Source organism: Antarctobacter heliothermus, from assembly GCF_900188425.1.
Taxonomy (GTDB): Bacteria; Pseudomonadota; Alphaproteobacteria; order Rhodobacterales; family Rhodobacteraceae; genus Antarctobacter; species Antarctobacter heliothermus.
The window spans coordinates 1-15288 of record NZ_FZON01000076.1 but is presented as its reverse complement, the minus strand read 5'-3'; the positions used below and the strand labels follow the sequence as shown (position 1 = coordinate 15288).

Genomic DNA, 15288 nt, shown 5'->3' with positions numbered 1-15288 from the left:
GGCACCGCCCAGTCGAGGCCGACCAGGCTCAGTAGGCTTTCAACGAACCCGGTCGTCTGCCGGAGCGCCATGCCGAAAAGGACTTTCATCGTCAGGCATGCCTGGATCGCGGCGTCGCTATAGAGCGGCTGCCGGCCTCGCTTGCCGGTCGGCGGTGGCACCCAGACCATGTCCGGGTCGAACCAGATCGTCAGGGAGCCGCGCTGCTTCAGCGCTTCGTTGTAGGCCGGCCAGTTCTTGGTCTTGTAGCTCGGCGGGATCGGTCTGCTCATGCAGGACAGCTACCACGCTGGATTCACGAGATGAATCCCTCAACCAGCCTTTGCGCAACAAAGCCGGGCCAGAGAGATCAGGCCCGCGACGGCGGCAGCAAAGCTGATTTCTCTGGCGGTCCACTCTCTTGGCGCGCGTTTGTTCCCGATGCTCACGACCCCAGTCAGCCCGCTGGGGGTGTGCAGCGGGCATTCGAGGACCGCGCGCAATTCGGCGCTGGACCCGGCCTCGGGGGTAGGTGCCCCCCATCGGGGATCGGTCCGGGTGTCGGCGATTGCAACAATCTGGTCCTGATCGACCTCGTCGACCGGCCTGCCTGCTGTCCTGTGGGTCAGATCGGTTCCGTTTTCGCTGTCGCAAGTGTCGCGGTCCCACACGAGTCTGGCATCCAGCGTGCCAGTCGCCTTGTTCAGGGTCCAGATGCCTGCGACATGGGCCGACAACGCGGTTGCCAGTGTCTTGCAGTACAGCAAGAGCGCCTGTTCAGGCCCAAGGTCGCGACTTTCTCGATTTGTCAGCAAATCCCGGAGGATTTGATCGAAATCGACGTCGGCTACGGGCGGGGCGTGAGGCACTGATCGTTATCTCGTTGCTCATCCATCCCGCCCTTCATCGCAAAAGAAAGACCGGCTGTCGTGCACAAAGGATGTGGCCCCCTGATCGCGCGGCGGCGAGGGGTGTCAGACGCCAATATTCAGGCTTTGCCATGGGTCGGGCCATGGCAAAGCCGCAAACTCAGGCACTGTTGTCCTGATGGCCGCCCAGGACGGCGGTCAGGTTGTCGCCGAGTTCGTCGCACAGATACCCACCCTCCTGCACATAGAGGCAGGGCAGGTTCAGCCCGGCAATCGCCGCGCCGATCCTGCCAAATCCGGTGGTGGTGACGGCCAGTCCCTTGAACGGATCGTCGACAAAGGCGTCCAGCCCCAGCGCCACCACAACCACATCGGCGCCAAAGCTCTGGATGCGCCGCAGCGCCACGTCCAGCGTCGCAAGATAGGCGTCGTCCGCTGTACCGCGCGCCAGCGGCAGGTTCAGGTTATATCCCAGCCCCGGACCGGTCCCGCGCTCGTGGGCCTGCCCCCAGAAGAACGGGTAAAAGCGTTCGGGATCGGCATGGATCGACACGGTCAGCACGTCGTCGCGGTCATAAAAGATGCCTTGGGTGCCGTTGCCGTGATGTACGTCCACGTCCAGAATGGCGGGGCGGAGACCCTGCGCGCGTAACCGCTCTGCCGCGATGCCGGAGTTGTTCAAAAAGCAAAAGCCCCCCGCCAGATCGCCAAAGGCATGGTGGCCGGGCGGGCGCGACAGCACATAGGCAGACCGCTCGCCCGCGAGGATCAGATCCGCCCCGGTCACGGCGCTTTGCGCGGACCAATAGGCGGCCTCCCATGTGCCTGCGGCAATCGGGCAGGCGGTGTCGGCCTGATGATAGCCCGCCTGACCGACGGCGGATTTGGGGTAACTGTCGCTGCGGTTGGCGGGGTGGATGTTGGGAATGACCTCATCGCCTGCGCCCTCTATCCGACGCCAGCGGGTGTGGATGTTTTCCAGAAAGGTCAGGTATTCGGGCGAATGCAGCGCCGCGATAGGTCCAAGGCCCGCGTCATTCGGTGCCTCGACGGTACACCCGGCGGCCAATGCGCCGGTCAGCAGTCGGTCAATGCGCTCTGCCTGTTCGGGATTCGGCAGGATCGTGCCATTTGCCATGAAATGGCGCGGCTGATGTTTCCACTGGCGGTCGTCGAAGATGGCTTTCATGTCGGTTCTTTCAGGGGGCTGTGGGCAGAGGTCTGTGGGCAGGTCGGGAAAAGGGGCGGATTGGCCCGTGCTAGATCGCGGTGCGGTCTGCCCCCTTGAGGTGCAGCATCTCGCGCGCCTCATCGGCGGTGGCGACAGTGCGGCCCAGATCCTCGACGATGCGGCGGATCTTGGCCACCTGTTCGGCGTTGTTCCGGGCCAGCACCCCGCGTGAGATCATCAGGCTGTCCTCCAGCCCGACGCGGACGTGACCGCCCAGAATGGCGGACATGGTGACCAGAGGCATCTGGTGCCGTCCTGCGGCCAGCACGGAAAACGTATAGGCGTCATCGAACAGCCTGTCGGCGATCATCTTCATGTGGGTCAGGTTCTCCGGGTCCGGCCCCATGCCGCCCAGCACGCCAAAGACGAACTGGATGAACAGCGGCCCGCGCACCAGCCCGCGATCGACAAAGTGTTTCAGCATGTAGAGATGGCTGAGGTCGTAACATTCAAACTCGAACCTCGCGCCGCGTTTTTCGCCCAGCTCATGCAGGATATAGGCCATGTCGCGCGGCGTGTTCTTGAACACCAGATCCTCGGAGTCCTCCAGAAACGGCTTTTCCCAGTCGAATTTCCAATCGGTGATCTTGTCCACCGCCGGGAAGAGGGCAAAGTTCATTGTTCCCATGTTGAGCGAACACATCTCCGGTTCGGCCTGTTTCGGCGCGGCCAGCCGGTCCTCCAGCGGCATCGTTGCGCTGCCGCCGGTCGAGATGTTCAGAACCGCGTCGCAGCGCTGTTTGATCTGCGGCAGAAAGGCCATGAAATGCGCCGGGTCCGCAGAGGGGCGGCCATTTTCGGGGTCGCGGGCGTGCAGGTGCAGGATCGTGGCCCCGGCCTCGGCGGCACCGATGGCATTGTCGGTGATCTGTTGCGCCGTGATCGGCAGATGCGGCGACATGGAAGGCGTGTGGATCGACCCGGTGACGGCGCAGGTGATGATGATCTTGGACATAAAGGCTCCTTAAGCTGCGCCGGAAAACTGCGGGATTTCCGCCATGTAGCTGGCCAGAGACCGGTCCAGCCGGTCGGTCAGGTCATCCAGTTGCGCCGCATCGACGATCATCGGCGGGCAGACGAGAAAGTGATCGCCGGATGTGCCGCCGCGTGTGCGCCGCGAATAGATGATCAATCCATTGTCATAGGCGATGTCGACCAGCCGGGCGTGGGCGTTCAGATTGGCGGGCAGGGGGGCCTTGGTCGCGCGGTCGGCCATCAGTTCGAACGCCATCAGCAGGCCCTTGCCGCGCACGTCGCCGATCAGCGGATAGCGCTGCATCAGCCCGCGCAGCCGTTCGGCCAGCGCGTCACCCATGCGGGCGGCGTTGCCGATCAGGTCATGTTCGGTGATCTGGTCCAGCACCGCACAGCCCGCCGCGCAGGCCAGCGGGTTGCCCGCGTAGGTAAAGCCGTGGATGAAGCCGCCTGCGCCCATCACTGCCTCGACAATATCGTCGCGCGCGATCATCGCGCCAAGGGGCACATAGCCACCGCCGAACCCCTTGGAGAGAGAGATCAGGTCAGGCGTCACCTCCCAGTGTTCGGCCCCGAAAAAGCGCCCGGTGCGCCCGCCGCCGGTCATGACCTCATCATGGATCAGCAGTATGCCATAGCGGGTACAGATCTCGCGGATGCGCTGCATGTATCCGGCGGGCGGCACCAGCGCGCCAGTCGAGGCACCGCCGACAGGCTCGACGATAAAGGCCAGCACGGTGTCGGGGCCTTCCTCAAGGATCCTGGCCTCCAGCATGTCAGCGTAGTGGTGGCCGGTGGCCAGGTCCGTCGGGTCCAGCCCGTCCAGATAGGCGCGCGGGGCGGGCACCTTGGGCATCCGCATCATCATCGGGTCAAAGGGCGCGGTCATCGGCGCATAGCCGGTGATCGCCAGCGCGCCCAGCGTGCAGCCATGATAACTGGGGTAGCGCGAGATCACCTTGAACCGCTGCGACTGGCCTTGGGTCAGCGCATATTGCCGGGCCATTTTCAGTGTGCTTTCCACTGCCTCTGAGCCGCCGGAGACAAAGAACACCTTGTTCAGCCCCTCGGGTGCCAGCGCCGCCGTCTTGGCCGCCAGTTTCTCAGAGCTTTCGGTCTGGAAATGCAGCCGGTAGCCAAAGGTGGACTTGTCCATCTGCGCGCGCATCGCGTCCAGAACCGCCGGGTTGGAGTGGCCGATATTACTGACCATAGCGCCCGACGATCCGTCGATATAGCGCTTGCCGTCGGTGTCCCACATGTAGATGCCCTCTGCCCGGTCGAGCGTGGGGCGGGGCGATTTGGTCTGGTAGAACAGGTTGGTCATGTGAGCCGGGCTTTCAGCGACTGAGGTGCTTGCGCAGGAAATTGCGCGTGCGTTCGTTTTCCGGGTTCTGGAAGATCACCGAAGGCGGCCCCTCTTCGACCACAACGCCCTGATCCATGAACAAGACGCGGTCACAGACCGAGGCGGCGAAATCCATCTCGTGCGTGACGATGATCATGGTCATGTGCTCTTCGGCCAGTTGCTTCATGACCAGATTGACCTCTTCGACCAGTTCGGGGTCCAGCGCCGAGGTCGCCTCGTCAAACAGCATCACCTTGGGTTTCATCGCCAAGGCGCGGGCGATGGCGACACGCTGCTTCTGGCCGCCAGACAGGCGCGAGGGGTATTCGTCGATCTTTTCCGACAGACCGACCTTGGCCAGTTGTTCCTCTGCCAGCTTGTTTGCGTCGGCCTCTGACAGACCTTTGAGCATGCGCGGTGCCAGCGTGATGTTGCCGCGCACCGTCAGGTGGGGGAACAGGTTGAAATGCTGGAACACCATGCCGATGTCCTGCCGCACCTGATTGACGTGGGCCTCATACTGGCGATGCGGCAGTTTCTTGTTGATCTGCACATCCTCCAGCCAGACCTCCCCCGAGGTGAGGGGGTCCAACTCGTTGATGGCGCGCAGCAGGGTCGATTTGCCAGAGCCGGACGGCCCGATGATGGCAACGATCTGACCGCGCTGGACGGTCAGGTTGATGTCCTTGAGAACCTCAAGCGTGCCATAGCTCTTGGCGGCATTCTTGATGGTGACAAAGGCCTGATCGGACATGAATGGGCTCCTTTCTCAGCGCGAGGCAGCGATGCGGCGTTCCAGACGGCGCAGTCCCGCCTCCAGCGCGAGGTTGACGATGTAGTAGCAAAAAGCGGCGGCAAGGTAGAATTCGAACGGGCGATAGGTGCGGCTGATGGCCTGCTGTGCGGCAAGGGTCAGTTCCATCACGCCGATGACGGAGACCAGCGCGGAATCCTTGAGCAGGGCGATCATGTTGTTGCCCATCGGCGGCACCACGGCGCGCACCGCCTGCGGGATCACGACCTTGCGCAGGGTCTGCCCGCGCGACAGGCCCAGCGTGCGCGCGCCCTCATACTGGCCCTTGTCCACCGCCAGGATCGAGGCCTGGATCAGTTCCGAGTTGTAGACCGCAAAGTGCAGGCCCAGACCGATCACCCCGGCGACAAAGGCGGGCAGGTCGATGCCGATCTGGATCAGCCCGAAATAGATCAGGAACAGTTGCAACAGCAGTGGCGTGCCCATGAACAGGAACGCAAATCCGCGGAACGGCCAGCGCAGGGACCAGTGGCCATAGAGCGCGACAACCGCAAAGACGATGCCGCCGAAAAAGCTGAGCAACCCGGCACAGACGGTGATGGCGACGGTCCATCCGGCCCCCATCAGAAGCACGCCGAAAAAGCCGGGCACCACTGAGAAATCAAGTCCCATGGCGGGCTCCTGTCATGTCAATCAAACCGCTCATGTGATCCGCGCCCGACGGTCGAGCCAGTGAATGCCCTGACCCACCACATAGATGATCACCATGTAGAGAAGCCCGGACAGCAGGAACATTTCGAACGGTTTGTAGGTCGATCCGATAAAGCGTTGCGCAGTGTAGGTCAGCTCCACCACCGAGATGGGGGCGACCAGTGCTGTGCCCTTGATCAGCGCGTTGATGTTGACGCCAAGAGGGCGGATCATCAGCCGCGCGGCCTGTGGCAGGACCACCTTGCGCATGGTCTGCCAGCGGCTCATGCCCAGCGTGCGGGCGGCCTCTGTCTGGCCCTTGTCGACGGAGACGATGGCACCGCGAATGGTTTCGGTCATGTAGGCGCCGATATTGACCCCCAGCGCGATGGTGCCGGCGGCAAAGGAATCCAGCTGGATGCCGACCTGCGGCCCGCCAAAATAGAGGATAAACACCTGGATCAGCGCGGGCGTGCCCCGGATGACGCTGACGTAGGTCGCCGCGATCCAGCGGAAGATCGCCAGACGCGATAACCGCGCCGCAGCCCCCAGCGCGCCACAAGCCAGACCCAAGGCCGCCGTAAGGACCGACAGCTGGATCGTCACCCAGGCCGCTTCGATGAAAAAGGGGTAGACCCGCAGGATCAGTTCTGTGTCCAAATCGGCGGCCTTTCCGTGAGGGTCATGACTAGGATCGTCATGTCAGTGATGATCGTGGCGCGGCAGAATGGGCAGCGCGCGGATTTCGCGGATCAGGGCGGTGGTTTCCTCAATCGCGGCGTCGAGGAATTTCTTGCCCGTCTCGGCATCGGCCACCGTCGGGTCGCCCATCGTGCCATCCGGGGACACCTCGGACCACCAGCGCATCAGCATCGCGCCCCCGCCGCCGCCCGCCAGATCAAGGTTGAAGAACTTGCTGTCGGGGTTGTGCAGGTTCTGGCTGGTCGATTTTTCGATATGCACGCGGTCGGGGTGCAGGTGCATGTACATCGCGGCCTCAAACTCTCCGGCATGGGCGATGCCGCCGATGTCGGATTTGCGCACCTCGTTGATCCGCGCTGACATCAAGTTCCAGTAGGAGGCAGAGACGCAGATGATCCCGGTTTCGATCACCGTCTTGCGGGCGGCAAGATCCAGGCAGGGATGGTTTGAGCCGTGCGAATTCAACAACAGGATGCGCCGGAACCCGTGATGGGCCAGCGATTTGGTGATGTCGGTGACAAAGGCGATCAGCGTTTCGGGCTGAATCCAGATCACGCCGGGAAAATCCTTGTGATGTTCGTTGAACCCGTAGGGCACCGGCGGCATCACAAATACCTCATCGGGGGCGGCGCGCGCCACACCTTCGGCCACCGCCATGCCCAGCACCGTGTCGGTGTCCAGCGGCATGTGGGGGCCGTGATCCTCGGTCGCCGAGACGTTCAGGATGACCACGCGATCCTTGTCGGCATCACGCACGTCTTCCCATGTCAGATGGCCATAGGTTGTTGTCATAAAGGCAAATTCCGCAACAAAAGGGGCCTGCCGGGTTCCCCCCCCGGCAGGCTGGGGCGTGCTTAGCGGATGTCGCCGCCGACCCATTCATTGGCGATCTCAAGATAGGTGCCGTCCGCCATCATGGCGTCCAGAGCCTCTTGCATCGCGGCCGCCAGATCCGGGTTGCCCTCACGGATGGCGATACCGGCACCGATGGGTTCGGCGGCGGGGTCTTCGACCATGGCCAGATCGTATTGACCGGCCTTCATCGCCAGCATGACCGGAATGGAATCGTTCACGATGGCATCGACACGGCCATTGTCCAGCTCCAGCAGCAGTTCCGGCAGGCCTTTGTAGGTGTTGATGTCGTAGCCCTGATCGCGGGCCCATTGTTCATGCGTCTCACCCAGCGTCACGCCAACCTTGGCATCGTCCAGCTGTTCGACGGTCGTGATGTCAGAACCTGCCTTGGTAAAGATCGCCCGCTTGGTGTTGTAGTAGGGGCCGACAAAATCGATCACCTTGTCGCGCTCTTCGGTGATCGACATGGAGCCGACAACCGCGTCGTATTTGCTGGCCAGCAGGCCGCCGATGATGCCGTCCCATGCGGTCGTGACGATCTTGACCTCCAGCCCCATGCGCTTGGCGATCTCGGTGCCGATTGCGGGGTCAAAGCCGACGACCTCGTTCTGTTCGTTGACAAAGTTGAACGGCGGATACTGCCCGCTCATGGCGATGCTCAGCACACCGCGTTCCTTGATCTCGGCCAGTTCATCGGCGCTGGCCGCGAAGGGCGCAACGCTCAGCCCCATCATGGCGACGGCTCCGGTCAGGACGCTGCGGCGCAGGATGTTGAGTGTTTTTGTCATGTCAGTTTCCCTGTTGTTGTCACGGTTTTCGCCTGCGCATTCAAAGGCGCAGTCCAAAGACACAGTGACTCACAGGTTGCGCCGCGTGGGATCATAGGGCAAATAGATATTAACAATCCCTAAGATAGATTTTGACTATGCTTAAACCTTATGCGCAACGCTTTCCGTGGAACCTGGACTGGAACCTGCTGCGCACCTTCATGGTGGTTGTGGATGAGGGCGGCATCACCCCCGCCGCGCATTTCCTGGGTCTGAAACAGCCGACAATCAGCGTGGCCTTGAAACGGCTTGAGGACATCATGGGCCGCAAGCTGGTCAATCGGTCGCCCAAGCATTTCAGCGTCACGCCCTGGGGCCGGGTGCTGTACGCCGAGGCGAGCACGATTTTCGGCGCGGTTGCGCAATTGCCGGATCTGATGGGCGGGCTGGAAGACGAGGTGACAGGCCAGATCAGCATTGCGGTGGCCAGTCATGTCGTCTCGACGCATTTCGACAGCGTACTGGAGCGGTTCAACGCCCAATACCCAAGGGTGAGTTATACGATCTCGACCATGGACAGCGCGGATGTGATCGCGCACCTGCAACAAAATCAGGTGACGTTCGGCATCTGCCTCATGCAGCAGGATCCCGTCGGGCTGGAGGCGCGGGTGATGTACCGCGAATTCTTTGGCTTTTACTGCGGGCCGTCGCATCGACTGTATGGGCAGGACAACATCGACGTGGCCGAACTGCGGGACGAAGACGCGGTGTCGTTCCAGACCGACGAACTGGAGGGATCGCTGTCCGGTGTCGCCCGGCTGCGCCGCCGGTTGGGAATGCGGTCCGAACCCAGGGGGCTGTCATCCAACCTGCCCGAAGTGCGCCGCATGATCGTGGCCAATATCGGCATCGGCGCCCTGCCGGTGCATATCGCGCGCAAGGATGTGCAAACGGGACTTTTGTGGCAGGTGCCCCCCTATGGCGCGTTGCCTGCGGTGGACATTCACATGCTGACCAATCCAAAACGCAGCATGAACCGCGCCGAAATGGCCCTGCTTGAGATGTTGCAGACCGAACTGGACAGTGTCCCGCTGGAACAGCGCACCTACCATGCGTAGCGGTCAGTAGGGGCGGGCCTATTTGGCGCGGACCTCACGCACCCAGGCCACGATGGATTGGCGCGCGTCATCCTCCATCTGGATGGCGCTGGGCGGCGGCATGGCATGGCTCAGCCCGGCCTGAAGATAGATCTGATCGGCGTGGCGCGCGACGTCGCTCTCGGTTTCCAGGATGATGTTCTTGGGCGCCCAGTACATGCCGTCCCAGGATGGCTCTCGCGCGTGGCACATCGAACAGTTGCCGACGACCGCATAGTAGGCGTCCTCAAACCCCTCGGCCTCGGCGAATTTCGCCTCATAGGGGGTGAGGGCGCGGGCCTCGGACTCTTCGTAGGTGTCGCCGCCGGGCACCGTCGACAGCCATGCAATCACCACCATCAGCAGAACCGTCACGGCCCAGGTCCAGTGCGGACCCTTGCCCGTCTTGTGCATGGTGTTGAAGTAGTGCCGGATCGTCACGCCGGTCAGGAACACAAGGCTGGCGATGATCCAGGAATAGGCGGTGGCAAAGGCCAGCGGGTAGTGCGTCGACAACATCAGGAACACGACCGGCAGCGTCAGGTAGTTGTTGTGGGTCGACCGGACCTTGGCGATCTTGCCGTATTTGGCGTCCGGGGTGCGCCCGGCCTTGAGATCGGCAACCACGATCCGCTGGTTCGGCATGATCTGAAAGAACACGTTGGCGGTCATGATGGTGGCGGTAAAGGCCCCAAGATGCAGCAGCGCGGCCCGCCCGGTAAAGATCTGGTGATAGCCCCAGGACATCACCACAAGGATGACAAACAGCAGCAGCATCAACGCGGTCGGATGCTCGCTGAGCTTTGACTTGCACATGGCGTCGTAGGCCAGCCAGCCGATGGTCAGCGATGCGCCGGAAATCAGGATGCCCTGCCAGAGCGACAGATCCGCCTTGGTCGGGTCCAGCAGGAACAACTCTCCGCCGACCCAGTAGATGATCATCATCAGCGCCGCGCCGGACAGCCAGGTCGAGTAGCTCTGCCATTTATGCCAGGTCAGATGCTCGGGCATCCGCGCCGGAGCCACCATGTATTTGACCGTGTGATAGAACCCGCCGCCGTGGACTTCCCATTCCTCGCCAGAGGCACCGTCCGGCAGGGCGGCGTTGGGCTTGAGCATCAGGTCAAGCGCGATGAAATAGAACGATGCGCCGATCCAGGCCATCGCGGTGACGACATGCAGCCAGCGCACGGAAAAGGCGATCCAATCCCACAAGATAGCCAGATCATACATTGTCTTCCTCCCGAGATTCGAATTTTCATCACTCTAGTCGCGACACCTTTATTCTGGTATCGCCGGGAAAGACCAAGCAGCATCAAAAAAATCAGAACAATGTCCTATCTCGACAACATCCGCACCTTTGTTCGTGTCTATGAATTGGGCAGTATGTCCGCTGCCGGACGCGATCTGCGGGTGTCTCCGGCGGTGACCTCGTCGCGAATCTCGCAGCTTGAGGAACATCTGGGGGTGCGGCTGTTCCAGCGCACGACACGCAGCCTGACGCCGACGGAGCAGGGGCAATCGTTTTACCGTGGCGCGACGGATGTGCTGCAAGCGGTCGAAAGCGCCGAGGCGCAGATCGTCAACATTACCGAAAACCTCAAGGGGTCGCTGTATGTCGCCGCGCCTTTGGGGGTGGGCCGACGGCTGATCGCGCCGCAGGTGCCGGCGTTTCTGGCAAAATACCCAGAGGTGAACGTGCGGCTGCGGCTGACTGACCGAAAGGTTGATCTGACCACCGAAGGGCTGGACCTGGCCTTTTTCCTTGGCCAGCCAGAGGACAGCAACCTGCGTATCCGCAAGATCGCGGATGTGGACCGGATCTTGTGCGCCTCTCCCGACTATGTCGCGCAGCGGGGCATGCCCGTCTCTGGTGACGATCTGGTGTCGGATGCCCATGAATGCCTGAGCCTGCGGTTTCCCGGCGCCACGGAATTTCAGTGGATGTTGCGCACTCCGGCAGGGCCGAAACGGTTCCGCGTGTCGGGGCGGTACGAATCCGACGATGGCGATGTGCTGACCGACTGGGCGCTAGCGGGGCATGGCATCGCGATGAAGCCGGTGTTCGAAATCGCCGACCACCTCAAGGCCGGGACATTGGTTCCCGTGGCCAAAGACGCCTCGCCCGAACCCGTTCAGATGGCCTGTCTGTTCACCCATCGCCGTATGCAGGATCCCAAGACACGGCTTTTCATGGAGTTCATGATCGACCGCATCGCGTCGACGATCCTGGCGACGTCTCGGCCTGTGTGAGGGTGTTCAGCTTCCTCTGTATGTTGCGTATCCGAAGGGGGAGAGGAGGAGGGGGACGTGGTAGTGGCTGGGGTCTGACATGCCAAATCGGATCGGGATGATGTCGAGGAAGCGGGGGTCTTCGGGTGGGGTGCCGCAGGCGTCGAGATAGGCACCGGCGTGGAAGATCAGCTCATAGGTGCCGGTCTTGAACTGATCGGCGGGCAGGATCTGCTCATCGGTGCGGCCATCGGCGTTGGTGACCAGCGTCTTGAGCAGGGTGCGGGTGTCGCCGTCGATGCGCAGCAGCTCGATGCGCAGGCCCTGCGCCGGGCAGCCGCGCGCGGTGTCAAGAACATGGGTGGTCAGATAGCCGGTCATGATGTGCGTCTCCTGAGGGTCTGTGCACTCTTAGGCCAACTGCCCCGCCTGAGACAAAGCCGCTCTGCCCGAATGGTCCTTTTTGTTTTTCTTGAAAAACGGCGGGGATTTTCTGGTTTATTCATGGTTTTGAGAAAAAGGATACACCTGTGACACGTTACCCACGAGACATGACCGGCTATGGCGCCCGCGCACCGGCGGCGCGCTGGCCGGGGGGCGCCCGGATCGCGGTTCAGATCGTTCTGAACTACGAGGAAGGCGGCGAAAACAACATCCTGCATGGCGATGCCGCGTCCGAGGCGTTCCTGTCGGAGATCACCGGCGCGCAGCCCTGGCCGGGGCAGCGGCACTGGAACATGGAATCGCTGTATGACTACGGCGCGCGGGCCGGGTTCTGGCGGCTGCACCGGCTGCTGGGCGACCTGCCGGTCACGGTGTTCGGCGTGGCCACAGCACTGGCGCGGGGGCCGGAACAGGTGCGGGCGATGCAGGGCGCGGGCTGGGAGATTGCCAGCCACGGGCTGAAATGGGTCGAACACAAGGACATGTCCGCCGAGGAGGAGCGCGCGCAGATCCACGCGGCGATCCGCCTGCACACAGAGGTGACTGGGGCGGCCCCGCGCGGCTGGTACACCGGGCGCTGTTCGATGAATACGGTCGATCTGGCGGCAGAAGCGGGCGATTTTGCCTATATTTCGGACAGCTACGCCGATGATCTGCCCTATTGGACCCGCGCGGGGGGCAAGGACCAGCTGATCGTGCCCTATACGATGGACTGCAACGACATGCGCTTTGCGATCCAGGCGGGGTTCACCAATGGCGACCAGTTCGAAAGCTATCTGCGCGACAGTTTCGACATGCTCTATGCCGAGGGCGCGGCGGGCGCGCCGGCGATGCTGTCGATCGGGCTGCACTGCCGCATCGCGGGCCGGCCGGGGCGGGCGATGGCGTTGAAGCGCGCGCTGGCGCACATGATGGCCCATGAGGGTGTCTGGTTCGCCACCCGCGAAGAGATCGCCGATCATTGGGCGCAGGCGCATCCGCCGGTACAGCGCGCGCGGCCCTCAACGATGGACAAGGCGGGTTTTGTCGCCGATTTTGGCGGTGTGTTCGAACACAGCCCCTGGATCGCCGAAGGAGCGCATGATCTGGAACTGGGGCCTGCGCATGACACGGCGGCGGGGGTGCATTCGGCGCTGGCGCGGGTGTTCCGCTCTGCCAGCGAGGAACAGCGACTGGGCGTGCTGACGGCGCACCCGGACCTGGCGGGCAAGCTGGCAGAGGCCAAGCGGCTGACCGCCGAGAGCACGGCGGAACAGGCGGGCGCGGGGCTGGACCTGCTGACCGACGCGGAGCGCGCGGCCTTTGTCGCGCTGAACGACGCCTATACCGCCCGGTTCGGCTTTCCCTTCATCATCGCGGTGCGTGACCACACCAAGGCGTCGATCATGGCGGCGTTCCAGCGCCGTCTCGACAGCGACCGCGACACCGAATTCGCCGAGGCCTGCCGCCAGGTCGAGCGCATCGCCGAGCTGCGGCTGATCGAAAAGCTGGGCGCATGAGCGCGCGGATCACGGTGCAGCCGCTGACGGCGCAGGGCTTTGCCCCGTTCGGCGATGTGCTGGACGTCAGTGGCGATGCGGACAAGATCATCAACCAGGGGCTGTGCGGACGCTATCACGACCGCGCGGTGCTGGAGTTTGCCGAGGGCCGCGCCGGGATCAGCCTGTTCAAGGCAGAGCCGCGCGCGCTGCCGCTGGTGCTGGACATGATGGAACGTCACCCCGAGGGCAGCCAGGCGTTCCTGCCGATGAGCCTGGAGCCGTTCCTGGTGGTTGTGGCCCCGGACGCGGATGGCGCGCCGGGACAGCCCATCGCCTTTGTCACCGCGCCGGGGCAGGGGGTGAACTATCACCGCGGCGTCTGGCACGGGGTGCTGGCGCCGCTGGCCGCGCCGGGGCTGTTTGCGGTGGTCGACCGGATCGGCGCGGGCCCCAACCTGCAAGAGCATTTTTTCGACCACCCGTATCTGATCGAAGGACACGACCGCGCGGCGGGATAAGGCGGCGCGCGCAAAAAAGACAACAACAGGGGACCAATCATGGCTGACACAAGCATCGGGACGCCAGAGCAACTGCGCGATCCGAATTACACGCCGCCACTGATCAAGGCGGTGCCGCTGGGCATCCAGCACGTTCTGGCGATGTTCGTCTCGAACGTCACACCGGCGATCATCGTCTGCGGCGCGGCGGGGTTCGGCTTTGGCTCGAACTCGCCCGACTTTCCGCAGATGATCTACATGATCCAGATGTCGATGTTCTTTGCCGGCATCGCGACGCTGTTCCAGACCATCGGCGTGGGGCCGGTGGGGGCGCGGCTGCCGATTGTGCAGGGGACATCGTTTGCCTTTATCCCGATCATGATCCCGCTGGTGGCGGGCAAGGGGGTGGACGCCATCGCCGTGCTGATGGGCGGCATCCTCGTGGGCGGTCTGTTCCACGCGGTCCTTGGCCTGTTCATCGGCAAGATCCGCTTTGCGCTGCCGCCGCTGGTGACGGGGCTGGTGGTGACGATGATCGGCCTGGCGCTGGTCAAGGTCGGCATCCAGTACGCCGCCGGGGGCGTTCCTGCCATCGGCACGCCGGAATACGGCTCGGGGCTGAACTGGCTGATGGCCGGGACGGTGATCATCGTGACGCTGGGGCTGAAGTTCTTCGCCCGGGGGATGTTGTCGGTGTCGGCGGTGCTGATCGGCCTGCTGGTCGGCTATGGGCTGGCCTTTGCCCTGGGTCAGGTCAACCTGGGCAACGTCGGCCGCGCGGCCAGCTTTGCGCTGCCCAACCCGCTGCACTTTGGGCTGGAGTTCTCTGTCGCGGCGATTGTGGGCTTTTGCGCCATGTCCTTTGTGTCGGCGGTGGAAACCGTGGGCGACGTGTCGGGTATCACCAAGGGCGGCGCGGGGCGTGAGGCGACGGACAAGGAGATCCAGGGCGCGACCTTTGCCGACGGGATCGGCACGGCGATCTCGGGCCTGTTCGGCGCACTGCCCAACACCTCGTTCAGCCAGAACGTCGGGCTGATCGCCATGACCGGCGTGATGAGCCGCCATGTGGTGACCATCGGCGCGGTGTTCCTGATCCTGTGCGGGCTGGTGCCCAAGATCGGCGCGATCATCTCCTCGATCCCGATCGAGGTGCTGGGCGGCGGTGTGATCGTGATGTTCGGCATGGTCGTGGCCGCCGGTATCTCGATGCTGTCGGACGTGACCTGGAACCGCCGCAACATGGTGATCTTTGCGATTGCGCTGTCGCTGGGCCTTGGCCTGCAACTGGAGCCGGGGGCCCTGCAATACCTGCCCGGCACGATGAA

General features: G+C 63.1%; 17 protein-coding genes. 5 read left to right on the top strand and 12 right to left on the bottom strand.

Annotated features, from left to right (window positions below; all coding sequences use genetic code 11):
• The 10 genes from CHB90_RS23340 to CHB90_RS23295 all read right to left on the bottom strand — a co-directional run.
• Nucleotides 1-272, bottom strand: a 272-nt coding sequence (locus tag CHB90_RS23340) for a transposase (RefSeq protein WP_170941166.1), incomplete at its 3' end; no start/stop codon positions are given.
• Between the two features lie 39 nt (nt 273-311).
• Nucleotides 312-746 (bottom strand): GAF domain-containing protein, encoded by a 435-nt coding sequence (locus tag CHB90_RS23335; protein WP_170941165.1) that lies wholly within the window; start codon nt 744-746, stop codon nt 312-314.
• A 262-nt stretch (nt 747-1008) separates the two neighbouring features.
• Nucleotides 1009-2037, bottom strand: a complete 1029-nt coding sequence (locus CHB90_RS23330) for a histone deacetylase family protein (protein WP_089280165.1) — start codon at nt 2035-2037, stop codon at nt 1009-1011.
• Nucleotides 2038-2107: 70 nt separating this feature from the next.
• Entirely contained in the window at nt 2108-3034 is a 927-nt protein-coding gene (gene kce, locus CHB90_RS23325) for a 3,5-dioxohexanoate:acetyl-CoA acetone transferase (protein WP_089280164.1), read from the bottom strand.
• A 9-nt stretch (nt 3035-3043) separates the two neighbouring features.
• Nucleotides 3044-4381, bottom strand: coding sequence for an aminotransferase family protein (locus CHB90_RS23320; RefSeq protein ID WP_089280163.1), 1338 nt, complete (start codon nt 4379-4381; stop codon nt 3044-3046).
• Between the two features lie 13 nt (nt 4382-4394).
• Entirely contained in the window at nt 4395-5156 is a 762-nt protein-coding gene (locus tag CHB90_RS23315) for an amino acid ABC transporter ATP-binding protein (RefSeq protein WP_089280162.1), read from the bottom strand.
• A 15-nt stretch (nt 5157-5171) separates the two neighbouring features.
• Nucleotides 5172-5828 (bottom strand): amino acid ABC transporter permease, encoded by a 657-nt coding sequence (locus CHB90_RS23310; RefSeq protein ID WP_089280161.1) that lies wholly within the window; start codon nt 5826-5828, stop codon nt 5172-5174.
• A 30-nt stretch (nt 5829-5858) separates the two neighbouring features.
• A complete protein-coding gene (locus CHB90_RS23305; protein ID WP_089280160.1) occupies nt 5859-6506 on the bottom strand; it encodes an amino acid ABC transporter permease in 648 nt (215 codons plus the stop codon).
• A gap of 42 nt (nt 6507-6548) precedes the next feature.
• The gene (locus tag CHB90_RS23300) at nt 6549-7340 is read right to left on the bottom strand and encodes a creatininase family protein (protein WP_170941164.1); all 792 of its coding nucleotides are present in this window, start codon (nt 7338-7340) and stop codon (nt 6549-6551) included.
• Between the two features lie 62 nt (nt 7341-7402).
• Nucleotides 7403-8191: a transporter substrate-binding domain-containing protein gene (locus CHB90_RS23295; RefSeq protein WP_089280158.1), complete on the bottom strand. Its 789-nt coding sequence runs from the start codon at nt 8189-8191 to the stop codon at nt 7403-7405.
• A gap of 137 nt (nt 8192-8328) precedes the next feature.
• Between CHB90_RS23295 and CHB90_RS23290 the strand changes: the two genes are divergently transcribed.
• Nucleotides 8329-9288, top strand: a complete 960-nt coding sequence (locus tag CHB90_RS23290) for a LysR family transcriptional regulator (RefSeq protein WP_089280157.1) — start codon at nt 8329-8331, stop codon at nt 9286-9288.
• Nucleotides 9289-9306: 18 nt separating this feature from the next.
• Here CHB90_RS23290 and CHB90_RS23285 read toward each other — a convergent pair whose 3' ends face one another.
• On the bottom strand, nt 9307-10539 hold the full coding sequence (locus tag CHB90_RS23285; protein ID WP_089280156.1) for a urate hydroxylase PuuD: 1233 nt from the start codon (nt 10537-10539) through the stop codon (nt 9307-9309).
• A gap of 99 nt (nt 10540-10638) precedes the next feature.
• On the opposite strand from CHB90_RS23285, the gene CHB90_RS23280 reads away from it, so the two are divergent.
• Nucleotides 10639-11559, top strand: coding sequence for a LysR family transcriptional regulator (locus tag CHB90_RS23280; protein ID WP_089280155.1), 921 nt, complete (start codon nt 10639-10641; stop codon nt 11557-11559).
• 6 nt (nt 11560-11565) lie between these two features.
• On the opposite strand, the gene uraH is transcribed toward CHB90_RS23280, so the two are convergent.
• Nucleotides 11566-11919 carry a hydroxyisourate hydrolase gene (gene uraH, locus CHB90_RS23275; RefSeq protein WP_089276694.1) on the bottom strand — a complete coding sequence of 118 codons (354 nt, stop codon included), beginning with the start codon at nt 11917-11919 and terminating at the stop codon, nt 11566-11568.
• Between the two features lie 149 nt (nt 11920-12068).
• Here uraH and puuE point away from each other — a divergent pair, with 149 nt between their 5' ends.
• The 3 genes from puuE to CHB90_RS23260 all read left to right on the top strand — a co-directional run.
• Nucleotides 12069-13481 (top strand): allantoinase PuuE, encoded by a 1413-nt coding sequence (gene puuE / locus CHB90_RS23270; protein WP_245823165.1) that lies wholly within the window; start codon nt 12069-12071, stop codon nt 13479-13481.
• Nucleotides 13478-13981, top strand: a complete 504-nt coding sequence (locus tag CHB90_RS23265; protein ID WP_089276692.1) for an ureidoglycolate lyase — start codon at nt 13478-13480, stop codon at nt 13979-13981. Before puuE ends, CHB90_RS23265 begins: the two co-directional genes overlap by 4 nt.
• A 39-nt stretch (nt 13982-14020) precedes the next feature.
• Nucleotides 14021-15288, top strand: a 1268-nt coding sequence (locus CHB90_RS23260; RefSeq protein ID WP_089276691.1) for a uracil-xanthine permease family protein, incomplete at its 3' end; no start/stop codon positions are given.

Excerpts from the sequence above, each read along its gene's own strand:
- CHB90_RS23315 (WP_089280162.1), bottom strand. The coding sequence starts at position 5,156 with ATGTCCGATCAGGCCTTTGTCACCATCAAGAATGCCGCCAAGAGCTAT.
- CHB90_RS23280 (WP_089280155.1), top strand. The coding sequence starts at position 10,639 with ATGTCCTATCTCGACAACATCCGCACCTTTGTTCGTGTCTATGAATTG.
- uraH (WP_089276694.1), bottom strand. The coding sequence starts at position 11,919 with ATGACCGGCTATCTGACCACCCATGTTCTTGACACCGCGCGCGGCTGC.
- CHB90_RS23330 (WP_089280165.1), bottom strand. The coding sequence starts at position 2,037 with ATGAAAGCCATCTTCGACGACCGCCAGTGGAAACATCAGCCGCGCCAT.
- CHB90_RS23300 (WP_170941164.1), bottom strand. The coding sequence starts at position 7,340 with ATGACAACAACCTATGGCCATCTGACATGGGAAGACGTGCGTGATGCC.
- CHB90_RS23265 (WP_089276692.1), top strand. The coding sequence starts at position 13,478 with ATGAGCGCGCGGATCACGGTGCAGCCGCTGACGGCGCAGGGCTTTGCC.
- CHB90_RS23295 (WP_089280158.1), bottom strand. The coding sequence starts at position 8,191 with ATGACAAAAACACTCAACATCCTGCGCCGCAGCGTCCTGACCGGAGCC.
- CHB90_RS23320 (WP_089280163.1), bottom strand. The coding sequence starts at position 4,381 with ATGACCAACCTGTTCTACCAGACCAAATCGCCCCGCCCCACGCTCGAC.
- CHB90_RS23285 (WP_089280156.1), bottom strand. The coding sequence starts at position 10,539 with ATGTATGATCTGGCTATCTTGTGGGATTGGATCGCCTTTTCCGTGCGC.
- kce (WP_089280164.1), bottom strand. The coding sequence starts at position 3,034 with ATGTCCAAGATCATCATCACCTGCGCCGTCACCGGGTCGATCCACACG.
- CHB90_RS23290 (WP_089280157.1), top strand. The coding sequence starts at position 8,329 with ATGCTTAAACCTTATGCGCAACGCTTTCCGTGGAACCTGGACTGGAAC.
- CHB90_RS23310 (WP_089280161.1), bottom strand. The coding sequence starts at position 5,828 with ATGGGACTTGATTTCTCAGTGGTGCCCGGCTTTTTCGGCGTGCTTCTG.